Origin of the sequence: Celerinatantimonas sediminis (genome assembly GCF_046054195.1) — a bacterium.
Classification (GTDB): domain Bacteria; phylum Pseudomonadota; class Gammaproteobacteria; order Enterobacterales; family Celerinatantimonadaceae; genus Celerinatantimonas.
Genome location: NZ_JBEQCS010000018.1, coordinates 1 through 22,026, shown reverse-complemented (window position 1 = coordinate 22,026; position 22,026 = coordinate 1). Strand labels below are relative to the sequence as shown.

Genomic DNA, 22,026 nt, shown 5'->3' with positions numbered 1-22,026 from the left:
TTTGTTGCATCCTGCTTGCTTAACTCATTAAGCGACACAGGATGCGCCTCGTTCAAAATGCGTTTAATTTGAACAACATTCAACCACCAAAGATCAACACCCCCTAGTTATTATTGCCGCCAGCATTCGCATCATCACTTTGATAGGCTTTACGGGTGTGCTCAGGAATTCGCCGTGGTTTACCGTCATCATCAATCGCGACATAGGTGAATGTTGCTTCGGTAACACAAAAACGATTCTCACTGCCAATTTTGCGCAGCACCGGTTTCACCCAAACCTCGAGTTTAACCGTCAACGAACTATTACCAATACGTTGACATTGGCCATAACAACACACAACATCACCAATTTGCACCGGAGAGATAAACGTCATGCCGTTGACCGAAACCGTGCAAGTGCGGCCAAGCGCAATCTCTTTGGCTAAAATGCTGCCAGCGATATCCATCTGCGACATAATCCAACCACCAAAAATATCGCCATTGGCGTTCGCATCGGCTGGCATTGCCAGAGTACGCAATAACATCTGGCCTTCGGGTTGTCGTTCAGCTTCGCTCACATCATCTCCTTAGCGATAAAATTCTTTTATCGCTGCGACCAATTGATCGACACTGTCGCGGTTAACATCTAAATGGGTCACAAACCGAATCGGTTGAGTACCAAAAATGAGTATATCGCGTTCTTTTAAAAATGCTTCAAGCTCTCGCGATTTTCCAAGGCGGCAACGGGCATAAACTATGTTGGTTTGCAGCATTGTATGGTCAACATCAAGCTGCTCAACTTCTTCCAGACGCTGCCCTAAATATTCAGCAAGTTCATGATCTTCATGCAGCCGCTTTGGCATCTCATCGAGCGCGATTTGTGCCGCTGCCGCTAAAATACCAGCTTGGCGCCAACCACCGCCTAACATTTTACGAATGCGAGTTGCTTGTTTGATAAAATCTCGCGGGCCGAGTAATAGTGAGCCCACAGGAGCGGCCAGACCTTTGGATAAACATAGCGTAAAAGTATCAACATGCTGAGTAATCTCACGGATATCAACATTTAGTTTTACCGCAGCGTTATAGAGCCTTGCGCCATCAATGTGTAGTTTCAGCTGATGAGAATGGCATAACTGACTAATTTGCGGCCAGTAATCCATCGCAATAGGCTGCCCTCCGATGGTGTTTTCAATCGATACCAATTTAGTGCGCGCAAAATGAATGTCATCGGGTTTAATGGCTGTTTGAACATCTTCTAGAGCCAACGTTCCATCCGCTTGATTCACCACCGGCTGCGGTTGAATACTCCCTAAAACAGCAGCGCCGCCCTGCTCATATTTAAAGTTATGAGCACTTAATCCACAAATATACTCATCGCCTCGACCACAATGGCTCATCAAAGCCAGTAAATTAGCCTGAGTCCCTGAGGTGCAAAACAATGCAGCTTCACTGCCGAGTTTTTCAGCTGCACTTTTTTGTAAATATTCAATGCTGGGATCATCCCCATAGACATCATCTCCGACCGGAGCACTGGCCATTGCACGGCGCATCTGCTCAGTTGGTTGAGTCACTGTATCACTACGAAAATCGATCATTGGCTCTCCTGTTGGGTAATCCAAGCAATTGGATCCGGATAAATAAAGCAATAACCAAGTGCCTGTTTTAACGCTTGATTACTAATTAATTTATTACCTGCACTGGTTTGACTAAACTGCGGCAGTTCTAAAGACAAAGCCTTGGCGGCGGCTTCATAAAATTCTTGCTTGCACGGATGGGCATCACAAACCGCATTGTATGAACCATTAAATAGATCTTGTTCGATGATTGCCTGAATAATGCCGATACAATCTTTTTGGTGAATTAAGTTCACTGGCGCATCAGCGCCAGCAACGACGCGTCCCGATAAAAAACGTCCAGGATGGCGCCCTGCACCAATCAAACCACCAAAGCGTAAAATACAGCTTTTTAATGGGCTCATTTGTAAATCATGCTCAATCGCTGCTAGCGTTTTTCCTGACTCACTGACCGGTTCTAGCGGTGTTGATTCATCAACAACCCCTTGATTGGGACCATACACCGACGTCGAACTGACAAATAGCACACGAGGAATTTGATAATCAATTGCCGCTTGCTTAAGCGCATCAATTTGAGCGATATGATAAGCGCTATCATGAGATTTTCGACGTGGCGGAATATTGATAATAAGTAGATCGCAACCTTCAAATAATAATGGGGCATCATCACACACCAATTCAGGCGTTAAAGACAAAGCCGTATTGGCAATTTTTGCCTGCGTTAAATCAAGCCGCGCACTTACATGCTGACGCGAACCACGCACATCAAAGCCAAGTCCTTTTAAGTGAAAAGCCAGTGGAGTTCCCAGCCACCCGCAGCCAACAATTGCAATTTGCTGGATATGTTTTGTCATACTCATCTCCTTGCGCCCTATTATCCTTAAAATGGCAACTGAAGACATCCTTTTAGTCGTTGATTTTATCAGTTTTATTTTTAGGCTGATGACGCTCGGTGCACTTTAAATATTGTTTAGCTAAGTCAACGAGTTCCCTATCAAACTAAATTAACACTCTCTGGCCTTTATTTGTCCTGAACTGAACTGATTCATGGTAAGATTTGCCAAGATACAAGTTAATCAAAACAAGAGAAAACTATGTCGCTGTTTAGTAAGTTACGCTGCGCATTGACTCTAGGTCAGGGAGTTTTGGTTTCTCTGCCGGAACCGACCGGAGATGAACCGCCGTTTAAGCTTTTTGATCAATGGTTCGATGCCGCAAAAAAATGTGGGATAGTCCTGCCTGAATCAATGCTAGTCTCAACTGCCACCAAAGAGGCAATACCTTCGGCGCGAGTCGTTTTACTAAAAGAAGTTGATGAACAGGGCTTTGTTTTTTATACCAACTATGGAAGTCGCAAAGCTGGTGAACTGGATGCCAATCCACATGCCAGTTTAACCTTTCACTGGAATATACTGCAGCGCCAAGTTCGTATTGAAGGGCGAGTTGAGCGAGTCAGTTATGAGCAATCCAATGCGTATTTCCAAAGCCGTGGTCGCGGTAGTCGTATTGGTGCTTGGGCGAGCCATCAGAGTCATCCGATAGACTCTCGTAAAAGTCTTGAACAGCAGGTTCAACACTTTCAAGAACACTTTAAAGATAAAGAAGTGCCCTGCCCTGAGTTTTGGGGTGGCTATCGAGTGGTGCCACTGGTTATTGAATTTTGGCAAGGCAAAGCTGATCGTCTACATGATCGTTATGTCTACTCAAGAACCGATGAACATGACAATTGGCATGTTACTCGTCTGAGCCCTTAGCCAAAATCACCGCTGGATTGACGTGAGCTTCGTGCTCTTTAATCAAAGCCTGTTGTTGCCCTGAATTATGTGCATATATGAGCTGGAAACTCAGTATGTTTTTCACATAACGACGGGTTTCATTAAATGGAATCACTTCAATCCAGATATCTGCTGGCAGCGAGCCAAAGCGGTCAAACCACTGATCAATTCGTGATGGCCCTGCATTATATGCGGCCATTGCGACAAACCGATTGCCCTGATAACGCTCAAGCAGTTTCGATAAATAAAAACTGCCCAGCTCAATATTCAGTTTTGGATCATAAAGCTGCGCGGTAGAGCTGAGTTTTTTGCCCTGTTTGGCAAGCAAATGATGCGCGGTTGCCGTGGTAATTTGCATCAATCCACGGGCTCCTACATGGCTGTGAGCATATCGATAAAAGCCACTTTCTTGACGAGCAAGCGCCATTGTCAATAAAGGATCAATCGAAAAACGCTGAGCCTGCTGGGTAAAAATATCCTGATACGCAAATGGGAAACGAAGGTCCAACATATCCCAGGCTCGAGCATGAATCGTGCTGTAAACAGCTAACTGCGGCCAATCATTTTGCATCGCCTCCACTCCCCAACGCAATTGCTGGTCAGAGTGCAGGGTTAAAAATACCCGCCATAAACGATAAGCTTGGCGGTAATCGTGCTGAACCATGAGTTCTCGAACCTGCCGCCACATGGGGTTATCCAAAGCATCATTAGGCATATTTGCAGGTAAAATGGCGCGATTAAAATGATAATTTATCCCCAAGCGCTGCGCCGAAAGAAATCCATAGTAACTGCGCTGCTTAGTAAGATCTGTGAAAATTTGCTTAGCCATTTCAGCCTTACCCTGTTTTTCATCAACTCGGGCCTGCCAATATTGCCAAACGTCTTTGTGGTAGGTTCCTTTGGGTAACCAGCTTAAAAACTTCGCCACATCAGTCCAATTTTGCTGCGCTAATGCTAATCGAATTCGTCGTTCTAAGGTGGTTAAATCACGATGCTGACTCAGCTGCTTATCTGCCCACTCGAGCAGGTTTGACTCGGGATAACGAATCACCGAGCGCACTAACTGAACAATCAACGTTCTATCATCACGGCCTTTTATTTTTAATGCGCTTTTATAGCGATTGTATATTTCTATCGCTAAACGGGGTTGTTGCCAGGTCAGGCGCATCAACACTAGCCTTAATGATTGCCGGTGCAATGAGCTTAATTTAGCGGATTGATGCAACAGTTTTTCTGGGCTAGCATCATCACGTTTAAGGATTTTTGCCGCGGCGCGATATTTCCCGGTCAATCGCTGTTCCAGATAACTTTGCAAACGCCCTTGATAACTCTCATAGGCCAACAGATAGCGCTGCCAAACCATCTCGGCAGTTAAATGTTTTGAGCGAGAAAGTGCAGCAAACAGCGGGTCACAACTTTTAGGCCGTGAATGACCATATAACCACAGCTTTTTAGCGCCTTTCATCGCTAACGATTTATGCCCAAGTTTATAGTGAGCGTAAAAGTAGCTGCATTGAAGCGAAGGGGTGTTCGGCTCTTGATCAAAAAAATCGAGCAACTTGGACCAATGATGTTCCCGAGCCAGCACAAACATATAGCGGCGTTCGAGAATATCGGTAATGGGTAATTGCCGGTAACGTGCTCGAAAGTCTTTAATTTGCTGGTAATGCTCGATATCTAAATGCGCCAGCAAATCATAAAAACGCAAATAACTATAGAGTGGATAATCTTTAAGCTGGCCCATTAATTGGCGAGATTCACGCCAATTTCCCTGCTGTTGTGCGCTTCTAGCTTGTTGATATAACTGCCTTTGTTGTGAAAGCGAAGCATCGGCAAAGGAGCTCTTAGCCGTTATCGAAAAAATCAGAAAAGCCAACACAACAATAAAGACTCGCCTAAAGCGCATGAACCATCCACGGGCAAAGCATGATGTATCCAGTGTTGACCAGCTCGCTCAGCAGATCAAGGTCTGAGCAATTTTCTTTGTAAATGTGCTTGCATATAGTGGCGCATCGCATCAGCAGATAACGGTTTGCTGGCCAAAAAACCCTGATAAAATAAGCAGCCTCGATGGGTCAGGAAATCCCGCTGCTGATGGGTTTCAACCCCTTCGGCGGTGACACCGAAGCCAAGGTGTTGAGCCATCGCAATAATGGTTTCGACAATAGCCATATTCCGACGATCATGAGGGATATCTCGAACAAAAGAGCGATCCACTTTCAACTCATCAACCGGCAAACGTTTTAAATAAGCTAATGAAGAATATCCGGCCCCAAAATCATCAAGGGAAAATCGAATTCCCAATTTTTTCAGTTCATGCATTTTAGAGATGGTCGTTTCAACATGACTGACGAGCATGGATTCGGTAATTTCTAAATTCAAATAGCCAGCATCCATTCCAGTTTTATCTAAAACCTGTGTAACAAAATCGACGAATTCATCTTGAGCAAATTGTCTGGCACTAATATTGACTGAGATTTCAGGTAACTTGAGCCCTTCTTGTTGCCAATTTACAAAAGTTGTACATGCTTGCTCTAAAACCCAGCACCCAATCTCCCAAATAAGTTCACTTTCTTCAGCAATATGGATAAATGATTGCGGACCAATCAATATTTTGCCGGGGCGCTGCCAACGAACTAAAGCTTCTGCCCCCATCAATTCGCCCGTCTTTAATAAGTGCTGAGGCTGATAATATAAACACAGCTGATTTTCAGATATCGCTTCGCGAAGCAGGTTATAGATTTGCAGTCGCTGATCGGCTTCTCGCTGCATGCCTTTTTCAAAAAATCGCAATGCTTTGCGCCCTGCCGACTTCGCCCGATACATGGCTGTATCCGCTTGGCGTAGCAAGTCATCACTGCTTTGATTTCGCCCGGGGAATAAACTTACCCCAACACTTGCCCCCAAATGCAACAACTGCTGGTGATAAAAATAGGGTTTTGAAATATCCTCAATAATACGCTTGCCAATCAGTGCGGCCTGAGGCTCAGCAGATACTGGGCTTGTGCCTAAATCATTAAGCAAAACAACAAATTCATCGCCACCCAAGCGGGCTAAAATATCGCTATCGCGAACAATCAAACGCAACCGATTTGCAACCTGCTGTAAAATCCAATCACCAACAGAGTGTCCCAAAGAGTCATTAATATTTTTAAAATGGTCCAAGTCGATAAACAGTAACGCTCCGATTCGATCATGACATCGGGCGCTGTGAAATGCCTGTTCAACATCAGCTAGTAATTTGCGTCGATTCACCAGCCCAGTCAGCTCATCACAATAGGCCAACTGGTAAACTTCGTCGTCAGAGGTTTGATTATTCGGCGCGCTTTGGCAATGAATTAAATAATACGCGTTGTGATTAAGAGCGCAGTCAATGGCAATAACTTCTTCATATTGTATGTAAGTGTGGCCATTGGGATGCTGGCGAATAGACTCGGTGATTGCTTGGGTTGGATTACGGATATAAGCCGCTTGCAGACCAGGCAAAAATTTATCAAGACACTGCGCTAAGAGCTGCTCTTGGCTATAGCCACTCATGCGGCAAAATGCCTCATTCACTTGCACAATATTAAACTGCATATCGGTTATCACGATGCCTTCTCGATACTGAAAAGCAAGTTCGGCTAAATTCGATAACAGATGTTTGTTGTAAGACTCAAATTCGTAAATAATGCGCGCGCTAAAATGCGCCAGCAGCTGCTCAAACAAATCAACCGCTATTAATGACGGTAACTGGCTAAATTGACAACTAATATAACCAATGAGCTGTCCACCAGCAAAAAACGGCATACTCCAAACACAATTGCCATATGGCTCAACTAACTGAGCAAATGAGCTATATGAAGTAGGAATTTGTTGAACGAAGGTTGGATGCAATGCAAATGGTACTTCGCTAAGTGCTAAAGGCTCACTAAACTGCAAAAACTGACCATTGGCGCAGGCATAGCCAACATTGCGCAGATATTTTTGTTGTATTTGGTAGTTTTCGACGCCAAAAACACTGATACAGTCAAAACCTTGCAGTTTTATGAGCAACTGGCATAACTGAGGAAAAAAACAATCGGAAACTTGGTTCGCTAATCCATCTGCTAAATAAGTCTTCGCCTGATATAAATCCAAATCAGAGCTTAAGCTAACTCGCTGATTATCGTTGACCATTGCAATACTCTCATGATTCAGCCATAGCATAGCCGGTCCATCCCGTGCTATCACTGAACTTATCTAGTTAAATTTGCCTGACTTTCTTACTAAGAACAAGGACTTTTAAAAAGTTTTTATAAAAATCGTAGAATCGATGGAAGTTCTCATTAAAAGTTGCTTAACTAAAAGTGAGATAGGTTACAGTAGTCCTAGCAAAAGAGTTTTTTGGATCTGTAATCAGATTCGTTTTATGACCCAACCCATTGTTATAAGGGGGCTTATATGATTATTGATATCACTAGTAAATCCATTGATATCACGCCTACCATCCGTGAACGACTTGAAAACCGTTTCGCAAAATTGGAAAAACCCCAGATACCGCTGATAAAACCGCAGGTCATCATCACGCGAGAAAAACAAGACTATAAGGTCGAAGCAAAAATCGGGGTACCTAACGGTCAATTGTTTGCATCCGAACAACATGAAGATCTTTATGCAGCAATTAATGGCTTGGGCCAGAAATTAGAACGCCAATTGCGGCGCCATCACACTAAACCTATTACAGAACGAGTCGATAGTAGCCTGAATATCAATCAGTCTACCTCATCTAACTTATAACAACCCCTAGCCTTGATGTTTTAATCGCATCAAGGCTTGACTTTTAAATGCGACATTTTTAGTCTGTTAGTATGAAATATTTAATGCAATTTTATTTTTTTGGTTTCTTTTTTACCCCCCCAGATAGGGAGGCCGGATTTGTTTGTCCATAAGAAATCAAAAAACAATCCATGAAGCCTCCCAAACGGGAGGCTTTTTTTATATATAAGAGCAACAATGTCATGACTGACTTACAACAACTTCGCCACCAGATAAACGCCGTTGATGATGAGCTCATCGCTTTGTTAGCCAAGCGTAAAGCTTTAAGCCATCAGGTTGGGCAGCACAAATTGGCTAATCAACTGACGATTCGCGATATTCCTCGCGAAGAATCGCTGTTAGCCACACTAGTTGAAAAAGCCCACCAACAAAATTTAAGTCCTCGCTATGTCAGCGAACTGTTTCGATTAATTATTGAAGATTCAGTACGCATGCAACAACGCCAGTTTAGTCAGCATCAGAGCCATGTTCCCCAAGAAACCTCACCTATCAAAGTTGCCTTTTTAGGGAACAAAGGTTCTTATAGTAACATCGCTGTCAGCCGGTATTTTGAATCGGTTAGCCAAGAGGTCATTGAAATTGGCTGTCCGACATTTCGCATGATCTTTAATCAAGTTGAGCAACGACACGCCGATTACGCGCTATTACCGCTGGTCAATACCAGTTCAGGCAGTATTAACGAAGTCTATGACTTGCTCCAGCAAACAAGCCTGTCGATTATTGGTGAGTTAACGATTCCAGTTGATCACGGAATTCTAGTAAAAGATCACACAGAGCTAAGTCAAATTCACACGCTTTATGGCCATCCGCAACCATTTGCCCAAAGTAGTCAGTTTTTATCTCAGTTTCCCCATCTAAAATTTGAGTATGTCGATAGTTCATCAACCGCGATGCAATTAGTCGCCGATAGCGATGATGCAACAATCGCTGCAATTGGTAGCGAAACAGGGGGAAAAATGTATGGGTTGCGAAGTATTGAAAGCAATATCGCCAACCAACAGGAAAACTATACCCGCTTTATCGCCGTAGCCAGAAGCCCGATTGAAGTACCACAAGCCGTTCCTGCCAAAACGACCTTTATTATGTCAACGGGGCAACACCCTGGCGCGTTAGCAGATGCTCTGCAGGTTTTCGCTTCACGCAAAATCAATATGACGCGCTTAGAATCTCGCCCTGTACAAGGTAATCCTTGGCAAGAGCTATTTTATGTCGATGTAATGGCTAATGTGGAATCAGCTCCGATGCAAGAAGTACTCTCAGAGCTGACTCGAATCACCCGTTTTATTAAAGTACTAGGCTGCTACCCGGTTGCTGATGTGCACAGCGCTAAAATACCTGCGCCAGTGCTAGCCAGTCAGCCAGTTAACGCCATTGTCGATAAACCATCGGTGATAAGTCGCGGTTTGGATGCGCCGCTTTCAAGCTTGGTCCATAAACCAGAACCAACCCGAATTAGCGTTGGTGATTGCCATATTGGCGGCGGTGATTTTGTGGTATTTGCCGGGCCTGACACACTCGAAGACCCACAGAGATTCGCTCAATGTGTCGAGATGGCCGTTGATCATGGCGCGCAGGTCATTCACGGTGCCTGTTTTAAATCATCGAGTAACCCATATGATTATCAAGGCCCAGGGCTTGCAGGTTTAGATTGGTTTAACAAAGCAACGCAATCTTTTAAAGTTCCGGTGATGACAGAGGTGACCCACCTTGAACACTTGCGCCAAATTGCCAGTCAAGTCGATATATTGCAAATTGGCGCAACCAACATGCAAAACTACCCGCTATTAAAAGCTGCCGGGAACACAACTCGGCCTATCGTTCTTGAGCGAGGCAGTGTGGCATCCCTTGATGAGTGGCTTAAAGCTGCGGATTATCTGCTCAGTCAGGGCAATCAGCAGATTATTCTGTGTGAAAGAGGCATTAGAAGTGCTGACCATCAGACTCGCTCCATCATCGATTTAAGTGCCATTGCGCTTTTAAGAGAGCGGACTCATCTGCCAATTTTGCTCAACCCTTGTGATGGTGTCACCAATGCCGAAGATATTGCGCCACTGGCTCTTGCTGCACGCAAATTAGGTGTGGATGGCATTATGCTTAATATTCACCCCGACCCACTACACGCCAAAGTTGCTCCGCATCAAACTCTTAACTTTGAGCAATATGTACATTTGATGAATCAACTTTTTTAATACTGGCCCCAACATGCCATATAACGCTAGCCATGGATAAGGAAAGACCTTATGACAACACTTGATAACTACGATTGGAAAATACTCAATCTGCTGCAACAAAATGGCCGTTTGACCAATCAGGAACTTAGCCAGATTATCGGTCTATCAACATCACAATGCTCAAGACGCCGCATTGCGCTGGAACAAAATGGATATATCGAAGGTTATCAAGCACGACTTGCACTAAAAGCACAAAAACGCCAGGTTCAGGGGCTGGTAGAGATAACCTTAAGTGATCACGGTCCTGAAACGATGGAAAGCTTTCATCGCCAGCTCAGTGCCAATCAAGCTGTTCTGGATGCCTATAAAGTGACAGGGGAATACGATTACCAGTTGAAAGTTGGCGCTCATGACTTAAGTGGGTTAAATGACTTACTCAACGAGCTATCTAGTTACAGCGGGGTCAGTCAAATTAAAACGTCTGTCATTTTAGATCGCCTGAAAGAAAACCAAATCGTACATCAGCAAGAACAACCCAGTTAATGAAAAATGTGCATAAAGACGTTTATTTAGGTTAGTTTATTTAAAAAATAATGATTTTATGCACATAAAATTTAAAAATTATCTATTTAGCACTTTATTTGTGTAAAAAAATGGCATTATGAGTGATAATCCAAGCATTGCTAAACCAATTTAAGTCTGTCTGGTTTTTCATTGCAGATAATCGTAATGAAAGTAGCTAACTTAGTAATAGTAAGCTTATTTAAAACTGATTATTGCCAACATTATTGACCAAACCGTTAGTTAGTCTAGGAGAATAAATTCATGTTTTCACACGTTGAGGCCTATGCAGGCGACCCTATTTTATCGCTTGTAGAGGATTTTATCGCTGATCCTCGAGAGGATAAGGTCAACTTGAGCATCGGCCTTTATTACGATCAAAACGGTCAGGTCCCACAACTAGAATCAGTTAAAAAAGCTATTACTGAGCTTGATTTCACCAAGCCCACCAGCTACTTGCCGATGGAAGGGCTTGCTCCTTATCGTCAGGCGGTTCAGAACTTACTCTTCGGTGAAGATCATCCTATTTTACCCGAGCAAAAAATTGCAACGATTCAAACTTTAGGTGGCTCAGGCGCACTTAAAATTGGTGCTGATTTTCTTAAACGTTATTTCCCTAATTCGCAGGTTTGGGTGAGTGACCCAACATGGGATAACCACGAAGCAATCTTTGCTGGCGCAGGTTTTAAAGTGAATCGCTACCCTTATTTTGATGCCCAAACTAAAGGCGTTAACTTTGACAAAATGTGTGAATGCCTTAGCCAATTAAGTGCCCAGAGCATCGTGTTGCTGCACCCATGTTGTCATAACCCAACAGGGGCTGATCTTAGCAATGAACAATGGCTTAAAGTTGTAGAGATCATTAAGCAGCGCCACCTGATCCCATTTTTAGATATTGCCTATCAAGGCTTTGCTAAAGGCTTAGAAGAAGATGCCTTTTTATTGCGCCTGCTGGCAACAGAGCAGATCCCGGCATTAATCGCTAACTCATTTTCGAAAATTTTCTCGATGTACGGCCAGCGAATTGGCGGGTTATCAGTTATCTGTGAAGATAACGAACAGATGTTAAAAGTATTAGGGCAACTGAAATTCACAGTACGTCGCAACTATTCAAGCCCTGCAGCTTTTGGTGCTCATGTCGTTGCAACAGTACTTAACACGCCAGAGCTTAACCAGCTGTGGCGTAAAGAAGTGACCCAGATGCGTGAGCGGATGCTCGCTATGCGTCAGACCTTAGTCGATACCATGAAAACAGTTCTGCCTGATTTTGATGGCAGCCACTTTTTAACCCAGAAAGGCATGTTCAGTTATACCGGTTTTTCACCCAAACAGGTCGAACAACTGCGCGTTGAACACGGCGTGTATCTGATTGAAAGCGGTCGAATCTGCGTCGCTGGTCTCAATAAATATAATGTGCAGCAAGTTGCGAAGGCTTTTGCCGCAATCGTTTAACCGACTACACAGGCCGCTTTAAGCGGCCTTTTTTAATTCTTAAAACAATATAAATCCACTAAGGAGTATGTCATGCAATCTGTCACGATTGGCCGATATTTATGGCAACGTCTTCGTCAGCTCAATGTTAAATATGTGTTCGGAGTTCCAGGTGATTTTAATCTGCAGCTTTTAGAACAAATAGATGAAGTCGAAGGTATCGAATTTGTCGGCACATGTAATGAGCTCAATGCAGCTTATGCAGCCGATGGCTATGCTCGAACCAATGGGATTGCAGCTCTTTTAACCACGTATGGCGTAGGCGATCTCAGTGCATTATGTGGCGTAGCGGGCAGTCTTGCTGAACATGTTCCAGTTGTAATGATTAGTGGCGTCCCACCGATGTTTGCAATCCGCAATCGATTGCGAGTTCACCACACGATGGCAGAGGGAGATTTTGATAATGTGCGCAATGCGGTGCGCCAATTTACCCTTACCGAAGCCCGATTAACGCCATCGAATGCCAGTGAAGAAATTGACAGAGCGCTGCGCTACTGCTGGCAAGAACGCTGTCCCGTCTATTTACAATTGCCATCAAACTTAAGCTATCTCGAAATTTCGCCCTCAGCTGAGCCGCTCACGCGCCAATACGCCAGTTATGACAAACGCCAGCATCAGCTTATCATCGGGAAACTGATTGGACGTCTGTCTCAGGCTAAACATCCACTGTTGCTGGTCGATATGGATGCAGAGCGATCACAAATGGCCTCGCAGCTACAGCAACTGTGCGATCGTTACCAAATTCCTTATGCGAGCTTTCCAACTGGCAAAGCTATCTTAGATGAAAGCTCACCATTATGGCTTGGCTACTACCCAGATCAGGCAAACGATACGCTTAACCAATATATCGCTAAAGCAGATTTCATTCTGGCCACCGCCCCGTGCTTTATCGAAGGCAGTTCCATGGTAGCAACGCAGAACCTGCCAGCTGAACAGACAGTTTATCTACGCGGTTTTGATATCACCTTTGAGCAGCAAACATTCGAAGGCATTTGCGCGCCAGTATTACTGAATCAGTTACTTGAGCAAACTATTGAGTGCCAATTTGAAATTCCAGTCAACGATGTACGCAAAGAGCCTTTAGCCAAGCAAGAAGGCGCGCTTTGCCAAGATAAGCTTTGGGAACAATTGCGCCATTATTTTAAAGCAGGCGATCTAATCCTAGGCGAAAATGGCAGCGCTAATGTTGCTTTGCAAACCGTACCATTTCCCAAAGACTGCCACTATCTCAGTCAGCCGATCTGGGGTTCAATCGGTTATACGCTGCCGGCTTTACTAGGCTCGATGATAGCTCAACCCAATAAACGTCACTGGTTATTCATTGGTGATGGCTCGTTGCAGATGACAGCTCAAGAGCTGAGCAACATTCTACAAAAGGGCTTAAAGCCAATTATTGTGATGCTGAATAACTGCGGTTATACAATTGAGCGTTATATCATGGGCAAAACAGCTGCCTATAATGATATTCCTCAATGGGATTATCAGATGCTGTTACGAGCTCTAGCTCCCAACATTGATTTTAACTACCAAGAAGTAACGACTCACGAGCAACTTAAAACTGTTCTTGATTCGTTAGATGAAACAAAAGCATCGTTTATCGAATTGAAGTTAGAGCCAATGGATGCACCAGAACGACTAAAACGCTTTGGCCCTGGCGTTGCGCAATTTGATTATGGTCCCCGAGGCCCACAAAACAAATAGCGATAAAAAACAAAGCCAGCATAACAATGCTGGCTTTAGTTTTAATAAGAGTAATAAAGCGATTTAAAATGGGCCACGACCGCCGCCCATACCACCGCCCATTCCTGGTGGCATCATACCTTTCATCTGGCGCATCATTTTACGCATGCCACCTTTACCCGACATTTTTTTCATCATTTTCTGCATCTGGGTAAATTGTTTGAGCAACCGATTCACATCTTGGATCTGAGTCCCTGAACCTGCGGCGATACGTCGTTTACGAGAGCCTTTAATGATGTCCGGATGAGCCCGCTCTTTAACGGTCATGGAATTAATAATTGCTTCCATTTTGATGGTCATCGAATCATCCATCTGATCTTTGACCCCCGCTGGTAACTGCCCCATTCCTGGCAGTTTATCCATCAGGCCCATCATACCGCCCATTTTTTTCATCTGCTGAAGTTGATCTCGAAAATCGGCTAAATCGAATCCTTTGCCCTTTTTCACTTTCGAGGCTAATTTTTCAGCCTGCTTTCTATCGACGTTACGCTCCACCTCTTCAATCAAAGAGAGCACATCGCCCATACCTAAAATTCGCGATGCAATCCTATCTGGATAAAAAGGCTCTAGGGCATCAGTTTTCTCACCCATCCCGATAAATTTAATCGGTTTGCCAGTTATCTGACGAATCGATAACGCCGCACCACCACGCGCATCACCATCAGCTTTAGTCAGGATGACCCCAGTTAAAGGCAGCGCTTCATGGAACGCTTTGGCAGTATTAGCTGCATCTTGCCCGGTCATTGAATCGACCACGAACAATGTTTCAGCAGGTTTTAAATAATCATTTAACTGCTGGATCTCAATCATCATGTCTTCATCGACATGCAATCGACCTGCGGTATCGACAATCAGTACATCAAAAAAGTGCAGTTTGGCATAATCTAAAGCAGCCGTGGCGATCTCAATTGGTTTTTGCTCGGTGCTACTTGGGAAAAATTCAACTTGAACTTCCAAAGCCAAAGTTTCGAGCTGTTTAATCGCCGCTGGGCGATAAATATCGGCGCTGACCACCAATACTTTTTTCTTTTCGCGCTCAGTTAAAAATTTAGCTAATTTAGCCACACTGGTGGTTTTACCAGCACCTTGCAGACCCGCCATCAAAATAACGGCTGGCGGAGTCACTGCCAGATCAAGCGCTTCGTTAGCTTGGCCCATCGATTGTTCCAGTTCCGACTGAACAATCTTAATAAAGGCTTGGCCTGGAGTTAAACTTTTTGAGACTTCTTGACCGACCGCGCGCTCTTTTACGCGTTTGACAAAATCACGCACTACTGGCAGTGCGACATCGGCTTCAAGCAGCGCCATGCGCACTTCGCGCAGGGTCTCTTTAATATTGTCTTCGGTCAGCCGGCCACGGCCGCTTATGTTTTTTAGCGTCTTGGAAAGGCGCTCTGATAGATTTTCAAACATGGTAATCCTTCATATGACCGGTTGAGCCATTCCACATAACTGGACGCTCAAGCCACCCGTTAGATATATGGCCCCTATTGTACCTAATTTTTAAGCGACCAACATAGCCCAGTGACGCTAACTTGCAAATCGATGTATCAACAACACATTTCTCGGGTAGCTCTTAAAAACAGTCAACGGTATACTGTCAAAACACTTTCTTAAGCTAATGTTTGAATTGATATGAATTTAGTCTTGCTGCCAGCAATCGTCTTCTATCTCATTGCATCTTATGCTTGTGGCAAATCGTTATTATCTCAAGAAGCCAAAAAACGACGTAGCGTTCTTATTTGCGCCACCTTCGCATTAATTCTTCATGGGGTTTGGGTGAGTCAGCATATGTTGCTCACCAACGGCCAAGATTTAAGCATCGTCAACGTCGCGGTTTTATTGTGCCTATTGCTCAGTTTATCGGTGACGATGGGATGTTCGCGTTTCCAACTGTGGATCATGCTGCCTGTTGTGTATATCGCTAGCGTGATTACGCTGCTTTTAGCGCACTTTATCCGTACCCCTTATATTTTGCACTTGGGCATTTATCCGCAAGTGATGGTTCATATTGGGTTTGCTCTGGTTGCCTTTACGGTGATGATGATAGCGGCCTTATTTGCTCTGCAACTGGGATATCTAGATTATTCATTAAAACGCCACCGTCCTCATGCGTTGAAGCTGTCGATGCCACCCTTGATTAAAATTGAGAACCAACTGGTCGCACTTATTCAAATTGGGATGGTATTGCTGACAATTTCGCTGATTACCGGATTTGTTTTCCTTAGCCATATTTTTGATAACAATCAGGTTCATAAAGCTATTTTGGCAGTCATTGCCTGGTTCGTTTATCTACTTTTATTATTAGGGCATCGCTACTGGGGTTGGCGCGGACGGACCATTGGCGTTTTAACGCTGCTTGGCGCTATTTTATTAATTCTCTCTTACTTTGGAAGCCGGCTCCTATCTAATTTCTACTAATCACGTTGGCCGCTCATTTAGCGGCCTGTTGAGCAATTTTTTGCAATATCAATTTTGATCTAATTTTCCAGTATTATTGTTATCATTTACTTAGAAAAGATTTGTCACTTGACACCACCTAAGTCAACACTTTTAATGGGCTTTGGTACTTAACAGGAGTAAATTTCTTGGACGATATCTCGACGAGTGTCTTAGTAGGCATACTCGTTTTGATGATTGCCATTTCGGCTTTCTTTTCAAGCTCAGAAACAGGCATGATGTCGCTCAACCGCTATCGGTTGAAGCACTTGGTGAAAAATAATAACCGTAGTGCTAAACGTACGGATGCATTATTAAAAAGGACCGATCGACTAATTAGTCTGATTCTTATCGGTAATAACCTCGTTAATATTTTGGCATCCTCTATCGCAACCGTTGTTGGCTTGCGCTGGTTTCCTAATTATGGGCTAGCGATTACCACAATAGGGTTGACGCTGATTATTTTGATATTCGCCGAAGTAACTCCGAAAACCATGGCAGCACTGTATCCAGAACGGTTTGCGTTTACTTCGTCTTGGATATTAGGGCCATTGATGAGAGTGTTGTTTCCTGTCATCTGGCTAGTTAATAGCATCTCCAATGTGTTACTTCTGGTTTGCGGCATGAATCCTAAAAAAGCGGCAACATCGGCTTTAAATCCAGAAGAACTTCGTACAGTAGTTAACGAAGCTGGCACGCTTATTCCTCGCCGTCACCAAGATATGCTACTGAGTATCCTGGATCTTGAACACGTTAGTGTCGATGACATCATGGTGCCACGCAACGATATCGCAGGCATTGACATCAATGATGAGTGGGAATCCATTTTAAAACAACTCACCCATACGTCTCACACACGCTTGTTGCTCTATCGCGATAATATTGATGATGCAGTCGGCTTTGTCCACGCTCGCGATGCACTGCGTCTGTTGGTCAAAGAGCAATTTGATAAAACGACTCTGCTGCGGGCAGTTAAAGAGATTTACTTTATCCCTGAGAATACCCCACTGAATATCCAATTGGGTAAATTTCAGCGCCGTAAAGAGCGCATCGGACTGATTGTCGATGAATATGGTGATATTCAAGGGCTAGTCACTTTAGAAGATATTCTCGAAGAGATTGTAGGTGATTTCACCACAACTATCTCCCCCACACCAAGTGAAGAGATTCATCCGCAGCCAGATGGCAGTTATATCATCGAAGGAACGACGAATATTCGAGATTTGAACAAAGAACTTGGCTGGACGTTACCTACCGATGGACCGCGCACATTAAATGGGTTAATTGTTGAATATCTTGAAGATATTCCAAAATCGCCCGTGGGAATGCGAATTGCTGGATATCCAATCGAAGTTCTAGAGATTGATAATAATGCAATTCGCCAGGCACGCATTATGCCGCAATTTTATCAAAATATTGCATCAAACTAATAACGCGTTGTTTTAAAAATAAAAAACCGGCCAAGAGCCGGTTTTTTATTACGCATTTAAAGATTGCTTATAAAGCAGCAAGCTGCTCTTTACTCAAGGCAATATCTTCATTGTGGTTAACAGCAATCCCACGATCAATAATATTTTGAGCAATCTGTTTCGCTTCATCAAGCGAGTGCATGTGATAAGTTCCACACTGGAATTTATTCAGCTCTGGAATCTCACTTTGAGACTGAACCGTCAATACATCTTTCATTGACGCCAGCCATGCATCAGCAACCTGCTGTTCGGTTGGCTGACCAATCAGACTCATATAGAAACCAGTACGACATCCCATCGGTGAAATATCAATAATTTCAACATTTGAACTGTTTAAGTGATTGCGCATAAAACCAGCGAAAAGGTGTTCTAAGGTATGAATGCCTCTTTCTGGCAAAATTTCCTCATTCGGAACACAGTAGCGCAGATCATAAACAGTGATGGTATCTTTACCTGGTGTGGTCATCGATTTAGCGACTCGTACCGCTGGTGCGTGCATACGAGTATGATCTACAGTAAAACTATCTAATAATGGCATAAAAATCTCTCTCTTTAGGCCTCTCGGCGGTTCTACGGACAAGTTCTAAGCCGATACCAAGTGCTTATCTCTAAGCCTTAAAAAACGACTCTGAGCCTTGGCTCATTATACGCTTTCATCATCAAGGCACCATACTTTAACTAAACAGCAATCGATACAGCCAGCCGTGATCTAACTCTTTCTTACAACTGCGATATTGAGCACCATAACGACGGGCTCGTGCATCAACCTGTTTAGCAACGCGCAGTAACCAGCTTTTGTGCTTATAGGTCCCGCGCCGATAACCTCCCCATCCTTCGTGATAATTGAGATACTGATCCTTAGCATCCCATTTTGAAACACCATTTAAGATGTATGTTTTATTAGTATACCAACCTATAAAGTCGATCGCATCGGCGAAATCATCTCTATCCGCACCATAACGATGGGTTGCGCGCTGATAATCGGCCCACGTACTATCTTGGGCCTGCGCATACCCATACGCTGAGCTTTTGCGGCCAATCGGAATAAATCCCAAAAAATATTCCATGGGTTGCTCAGCATCGTAATGAAACCGAGATTCTTGATAGATAAACGCCATCGGTACCTGCACAGGTGTTCCCCAGCGTTTATTCATATCTTTAGCCGCCTCATACCAACCATGATTTTCGCGAAAAATATCGCATAAATTATTAGGATGAGTCGGCGGCGCACTAGCACAACCTGTCAGAGCACTCATAAATACGATGATGGCAACGATGCGATAAAAATGCATAACGATTAAGCCAATGGCACGCTGGCTCTTGCGAAATAATCCTGAATATAATCATCCAGGCTCAGGTTGTCCTGCTGCTCAATCGCTTTTTGTTCATCGATGCTTTGTGCGACAATCTCATCCAATTTATCTTTGCTCCAAAAGCTCAGTGGATGCTCTTGCAGGGCAAGCTTGTGATTTTTAGCCAGCTCTAGCGCTAAGACGCTGTTATCTTCATTCTCACCGACTAACTGCGAAAGTAGTTGTTCAGAAAGCGGCGGACGCTGGGTGACCCGCTCAACGGCATCGGTAAATTGCTGCCCTAAAACACTGGCTACCTCGCCCATTGCTTGATTAATCTCTTTTAACCAATCACTCACAAGACGGTCTTGGCCATTAATATGCAATTTAAGGCTTGGATCGCGACCTTTTAACGCAACTTGATTGAGATTATCTCGGCACTGCTGCAGCTCGCCTTCAGCCATCGGCGCCGATGGCATCATCAAGCACCAAAGGAGCAATGAGTCAATAAATTGCAGCTGAAATGAAGCCACGCCTTGCGGAACAAATGGATTCAGGTCCAACGAGCGCACTTCAATATACTCAATGCCTTTTTCAAACAATGCTTGCGATGGCGTCTGGCCAGATTTAGTCACACGTTTAGCACGAATTGGCGCATACAGCTCATTTTCAATTTGCAGGATATTACTGTTGAGCTGACGATACTCGCCATCAACCTTAACCCCAAGCTTGGCAAACGTCTGAGAAGGCGTCTGAGTGGCCTTACGAACGCTACAGACGTATTCTTTAAGAGAGTTGTAACTTATCTGTAAATTAGAATGAGCACTGCTGGTATAGCCTAAATCACTCATCCGCAGCGATGTCGCATATGGAAGATAAAGAGAACCTTGTCCAAGCGATTGAAACTCTAAGCTACTTTGACGGTCTTGAATAAAGCTCTGACACAATGCCGGAGATGCGCCAAACCAATAAGGGATCACCCAACCATAGCGATAGAAGTTACGGATAATATGCATATACTGCTCTGAGACGAACTCTTGCAGTGGTTGCTCATTACCAAGTATCTGTTGCCATTGTGGCCAAAAGCTCTCTGGCAAGGAGAAGTTATAATGGATACCAGCAATGATCTGCATAGTGCTACCATAACGCGCTTTTAGCCCACGCCGATAGATATGCTTCATCATACCGACATTAGACTGCCCGTAGGTCGCTAATGGAATATCATCGTCATCACCCACAAAACACGGCATGCTCATCGGCCACAACAATTCATCACCAATCGCATCAGCGGTATATCGATGAATATCTTTCAGAGCATTCATCAACTGCTCATGGTTACGTTCAACCGGAGTCACAAATTCGAGCAGATTTTCGGCATAATCAGTCGTTATCAGCGGATTAGTTAAATTACTACCCAGACGCTGGCGTGGGTGCGGCGTCTTCGCAAGCTGTCCATTGGGTTGTATGCGCAGTGTCTCGCGTTCAATACCGCGGCCAATCTGCTCACCTAAACCGGTTTGAGCCAACTGTTTGAGGCCATTTAAAAGCCCTGAAAAATCTTGATTCAAACTATAACTCTCAAGGTAAATGTGTATCGCGCAAGCATATCTGGATTAACCTAAAAGATCCAATAAGCACGACCTATTGAAGCTATTACTAAAAAACGGCCTTCAGCAATAGTTGCTACTGAACAAAATAGCTCGGTTTACAAATTGTGCGCACATCAAAATGCGTCATTCCAGCAGCTTTAGCAGCGTCAAAACCAGCCTGAGCATCTTCAAACACAATGCATTGCTCTGATGGCACGTTTAACAGCTTAGCGCAGCGTAAAAAGGTATCTGGCGCAGGTTTATGTTTTTCAACTTGATCAGAGCCGACGATATGTTCAAATAATCCAGCGATTCCCAAATGAGTCAGTAATCTCGTCGCTTCACTGGTGCTCGCGCCAGTGCCTAAAGCGATGGGCTTTTTCCCAGAATATTGTTTAACGATGTCTACGATTGGAGTAATTTTAACCATCTTGGGTGCTAGTTGTTGATAAAGCACCTCTTTTTCAGCGCTGATTTGAGCATTGTCTAAATGCTTAATATTAGCTCTGTCACATAAAAAATCGACGGTCTGCAACGCAGGCCAGCCGTTAAGCTGATTCATGACTTCTGGTGTATAAGGAATTTGGTATTTAGCTAAAATCTGCTCCCACGCTCGCTGATGAGCAGGAAGAGAGTCAATCACAGTGCCATCCATATCAAAGATAAGCGCAGCATATTTATCGTACATAAGACCTCAACTGTGTTTATTTAAGTCATTCATAACCGCAATATTGTTATCTATGACAATGCCGGGCTTTAAGTTTATTGCATGAAAAATGAAACTCAGTGCAAAACTTACTGTGAAAATAGCTGATCTTCACTAAGATTTGAAAATAGCCTTTGGCAAAATCACTTAGAAGATGACACGATTATTTTTAATACCATTGATATTAACATTGCTTTGGAGTGCTATCAGCCTCTATTTTCATCTGTCCAGCAGGACAATTAGACTGGGTTTATTTTGGATTGGTGGCGTTTCGCTGGCTCTTTCAGCTTTTTTATCGCTGATGATTGTTTTAACTGGCAGTTAACGATTGATGTAATGAGATTGAGAAGAAATGTTCAAAGAAGAAATGGCGCGTGTGGAAGGATTCGAACCTCCGACCGCCTGGTTCGTAGCCAGGTACTCTATCCAGCTGAGCTACACACG

At 43.9% G+C, this 22,026-nt stretch carries 18 protein-coding genes and 1 other annotated feature; of the genes, 8 read left to right on the top strand and 10 right to left on the bottom strand.

The window, feature by feature from the left end; genetic code table 11:
- Positions 1–103: 103 nt before the first annotated feature.
- The 3 genes from yciA to ABTQ23_RS17105 are packed head-to-tail and all read right to left on the bottom strand — an operon-like array spanning position 104 to position 2,406.
- A complete protein-coding gene (gene yciA / locus ABTQ23_RS17115) occupies positions 104–556 on the bottom strand; it encodes an acyl-CoA thioester hydrolase YciA (RefSeq protein WP_408616973.1) in 453 nt (150 codons plus the stop codon).
- 9 nt (positions 557–565) lie between these two features.
- Complete coding sequence (ltaE, locus tag ABTQ23_RS17110; protein ID WP_408616972.1) at positions 566–1,573, bottom strand: low-specificity L-threonine aldolase; 1,008 nt, start codon at positions 1,571–1,573, stop codon at positions 566–568.
- Positions 1,570–2,406, bottom strand: coding sequence for an SDR family oxidoreductase (locus tag ABTQ23_RS17105; RefSeq protein ID WP_408616971.1), 837 nt, complete (start codon positions 2,404–2,406; stop codon positions 1,570–1,572). Before ABTQ23_RS17105 ends, ltaE begins: the two co-directional genes overlap by 4 nt.
- Before the next feature lie 240 nt (positions 2,407–2,646).
- Here ABTQ23_RS17105 and pdxH point away from each other — a divergent pair, with 240 nt between their 5' ends.
- The gene (gene pdxH / locus ABTQ23_RS17100) at positions 2,647–3,306 is read left to right on the top strand and encodes a pyridoxamine 5'-phosphate oxidase (RefSeq protein WP_408616970.1); all 660 of its coding nucleotides are present in this window, start codon (positions 2,647–2,649) and stop codon (positions 3,304–3,306) included.
- Here the strand turns inward: pdxH and ABTQ23_RS17095 are convergent.
- Both ABTQ23_RS17095 and ABTQ23_RS17090 read right to left on the bottom strand, forming a co-directional pair.
- On the bottom strand, positions 3,287–5,233 hold the full coding sequence (locus tag ABTQ23_RS17095) for a transglycosylase SLT domain-containing protein (RefSeq protein ID WP_408616969.1): 1,947 nt from the start codon (positions 5,231–5,233) through the stop codon (positions 3,287–3,289). The two genes, pdxH and ABTQ23_RS17095, sit on opposite strands and share 20 nt — an antisense overlap.
- Positions 5,234–5,289: 56 nt before the next feature.
- Positions 5,290–7,515: a sensor domain-containing protein gene (locus ABTQ23_RS17090; protein WP_408616968.1), complete on the bottom strand. Its 2,226-nt coding sequence runs from the start codon at positions 7,513–7,515 to the stop codon at positions 5,290–5,292.
- 234 nt (positions 7,516–7,749) lie between these two features.
- Here ABTQ23_RS17090 and hpf point away from each other — a divergent pair, with 234 nt between their 5' ends.
- The 5 genes from hpf (at position 7,750) to ABTQ23_RS17065 (ending at position 14,048) form a co-directional block, all read left to right on the top strand.
- Entirely contained in the window at positions 7,750–8,085 is a 336-nt protein-coding gene (gene hpf, locus ABTQ23_RS17085) for a ribosome hibernation-promoting factor, HPF/YfiA family (RefSeq protein ID WP_408616967.1), read from the top strand.
- A 75-nt stretch (positions 8,086–8,160) separates the two neighbouring features.
- Positions 8,161–8,287: a sequence feature (Phe leader region), on the top strand.
- A gap of 19 nt (positions 8,288–8,306) precedes the next feature.
- The gene (gene pheA, locus ABTQ23_RS17080; protein WP_408616966.1) at positions 8,307–10,313 is read left to right on the top strand and encodes a prephenate dehydratase; all 2,007 of its coding nucleotides are present in this window, start codon (positions 8,307–8,309) and stop codon (positions 10,311–10,313) included.
- 51 nt (positions 10,314–10,364) lie between these two features.
- Positions 10,365–10,838: an Lrp/AsnC family transcriptional regulator gene (locus ABTQ23_RS17075; protein WP_408616965.1), complete on the top strand. Its 474-nt coding sequence runs from the start codon at positions 10,365–10,367 to the stop codon at positions 10,836–10,838.
- Positions 10,839–11,120: 282 nt separating this feature from the next.
- Positions 11,121–12,308, top strand: coding sequence for an amino acid aminotransferase (locus tag ABTQ23_RS17070; protein ID WP_408616964.1), 1,188 nt, complete (start codon positions 11,121–11,123; stop codon positions 12,306–12,308).
- A 72-nt stretch (positions 12,309–12,380) separates the two neighbouring features.
- Positions 12,381–14,048 carry an alpha-keto acid decarboxylase family protein gene (locus tag ABTQ23_RS17065; protein ID WP_408616963.1) on the top strand — a complete coding sequence of 556 codons (1,668 nt, stop codon included), beginning with the start codon at positions 12,381–12,383 and terminating at the stop codon, positions 14,046–14,048.
- Between the two features lie 63 nt (positions 14,049–14,111).
- On the opposite strand, the gene ffh is transcribed toward ABTQ23_RS17065, so the two are convergent.
- Positions 14,112–15,500: a signal recognition particle protein gene (ffh, locus tag ABTQ23_RS17060; RefSeq protein WP_408616962.1), complete on the bottom strand. Its 1,389-nt coding sequence runs from the start codon at positions 15,498–15,500 to the stop codon at positions 14,112–14,114.
- Positions 15,501–15,722: 222 nt separating this feature from the next.
- Between ffh and ABTQ23_RS17055 the strand changes: the two genes are divergently transcribed.
- The gene (locus tag ABTQ23_RS17055) at positions 15,723–16,508 is read left to right on the top strand and encodes a cytochrome C assembly family protein (protein ID WP_408616961.1); all 786 of its coding nucleotides are present in this window, start codon (positions 15,723–15,725) and stop codon (positions 16,506–16,508) included.
- Between the two features lie 167 nt (positions 16,509–16,675).
- Complete coding sequence (locus ABTQ23_RS17050) at positions 16,676–17,956, top strand: HlyC/CorC family transporter (RefSeq protein ID WP_408616960.1); 1,281 nt, start codon at positions 16,676–16,678, stop codon at positions 17,954–17,956.
- 67 nt (positions 17,957–18,023) lie between these two features.
- On the opposite strand, the gene luxS is transcribed toward ABTQ23_RS17050, so the two are convergent.
- The 4 genes from luxS to ABTQ23_RS17030 all read right to left on the bottom strand — a co-directional run bounded on the left by luxS (position 18,024) and on the right by ABTQ23_RS17030 (position 21,564).
- Complete coding sequence (gene luxS / locus ABTQ23_RS17045; protein ID WP_408616959.1) at positions 18,024–18,533, bottom strand: S-ribosylhomocysteine lyase; 510 nt, start codon at positions 18,531–18,533, stop codon at positions 18,024–18,026.
- Positions 18,534–18,669: 136 nt separating this feature from the next.
- Positions 18,670–19,287 carry a transglycosylase SLT domain-containing protein gene (locus tag ABTQ23_RS17040; protein WP_408616958.1) on the bottom strand — a complete coding sequence of 206 codons (618 nt, stop codon included), beginning with the start codon at positions 19,285–19,287 and terminating at the stop codon, positions 18,670–18,672.
- Positions 19,288–19,292: 5 nt separating this feature from the next.
- Positions 19,293–20,855 carry a glutamate--cysteine ligase gene (gshA, locus tag ABTQ23_RS17035; protein ID WP_408616957.1) on the bottom strand — a complete coding sequence of 521 codons (1,563 nt, stop codon included), beginning with the start codon at positions 20,853–20,855 and terminating at the stop codon, positions 19,293–19,295.
- A 115-nt stretch (positions 20,856–20,970) separates the two neighbouring features.
- On the bottom strand, positions 20,971–21,564 hold the full coding sequence (locus tag ABTQ23_RS17030) for a beta-phosphoglucomutase family hydrolase (protein WP_408616956.1): 594 nt from the start codon (positions 21,562–21,564) through the stop codon (positions 20,971–20,973).
- Positions 21,565–22,026 lie beyond the last annotated feature (462 nt).

Excerpts from the sequence above, each read along its gene's own strand:
- ltaE (WP_408616972.1), bottom strand. The coding sequence starts at position 1,573 with ATGATCGATTTTCGTAGTGATACAGTGACTCAACCAACTGAGCAGATG.
- ABTQ23_RS17105 (WP_408616971.1), bottom strand. The coding sequence starts at position 2,406 with ATGACAAAACATATCCAGCAAATTGCAATTGTTGGCTGCGGGTGGCTG.
- pdxH (WP_408616970.1), top strand. The coding sequence starts at position 2,647 with ATGTCGCTGTTTAGTAAGTTACGCTGCGCATTGACTCTAGGTCAGGGA.
- ABTQ23_RS17095 (WP_408616969.1), bottom strand. The coding sequence starts at position 5,233 with ATGCGCTTTAGGCGAGTCTTTATTGTTGTGTTGGCTTTTCTGATTTTT.
- ABTQ23_RS17090 (WP_408616968.1), bottom strand. The coding sequence starts at position 7,515 with ATGCTATGGCTGAATCATGAGAGTATTGCAATGGTCAACGATAATCAG.
- hpf (WP_408616967.1), top strand. The coding sequence starts at position 7,750 with ATGATTATTGATATCACTAGTAAATCCATTGATATCACGCCTACCATC.
- pheA (WP_408616966.1), top strand. The coding sequence starts at position 8,307 with ATGACTGACTTACAACAACTTCGCCACCAGATAAACGCCGTTGATGAT.
- ABTQ23_RS17075 (WP_408616965.1), top strand. The coding sequence starts at position 10,365 with ATGACAACACTTGATAACTACGATTGGAAAATACTCAATCTGCTGCAA.
- ABTQ23_RS17070 (WP_408616964.1), top strand. The coding sequence starts at position 11,121 with ATGTTTTCACACGTTGAGGCCTATGCAGGCGACCCTATTTTATCGCTT.
- ABTQ23_RS17065 (WP_408616963.1), top strand. The coding sequence starts at position 12,381 with ATGCAATCTGTCACGATTGGCCGATATTTATGGCAACGTCTTCGTCAG.
- ffh (WP_408616962.1), bottom strand. The coding sequence starts at position 15,500 with ATGTTTGAAAATCTATCAGAGCGCCTTTCCAAGACGCTAAAAAACATA.
- ABTQ23_RS17055 (WP_408616961.1), top strand. The coding sequence starts at position 15,723 with ATGAATTTAGTCTTGCTGCCAGCAATCGTCTTCTATCTCATTGCATCT.
- luxS (WP_408616959.1), bottom strand. The coding sequence starts at position 18,533 with ATGCCATTATTAGATAGTTTTACTGTAGATCATACTCGTATGCACGCA.
- ABTQ23_RS17040 (WP_408616958.1), bottom strand. The coding sequence starts at position 19,287 with ATGCATTTTTATCGCATCGTTGCCATCATCGTATTTATGAGTGCTCTG.
- ABTQ23_RS17030 (WP_408616956.1), bottom strand. The coding sequence starts at position 21,564 with ATGTACGATAAATATGCTGCGCTTATCTTTGATATGGATGGCACTGTG.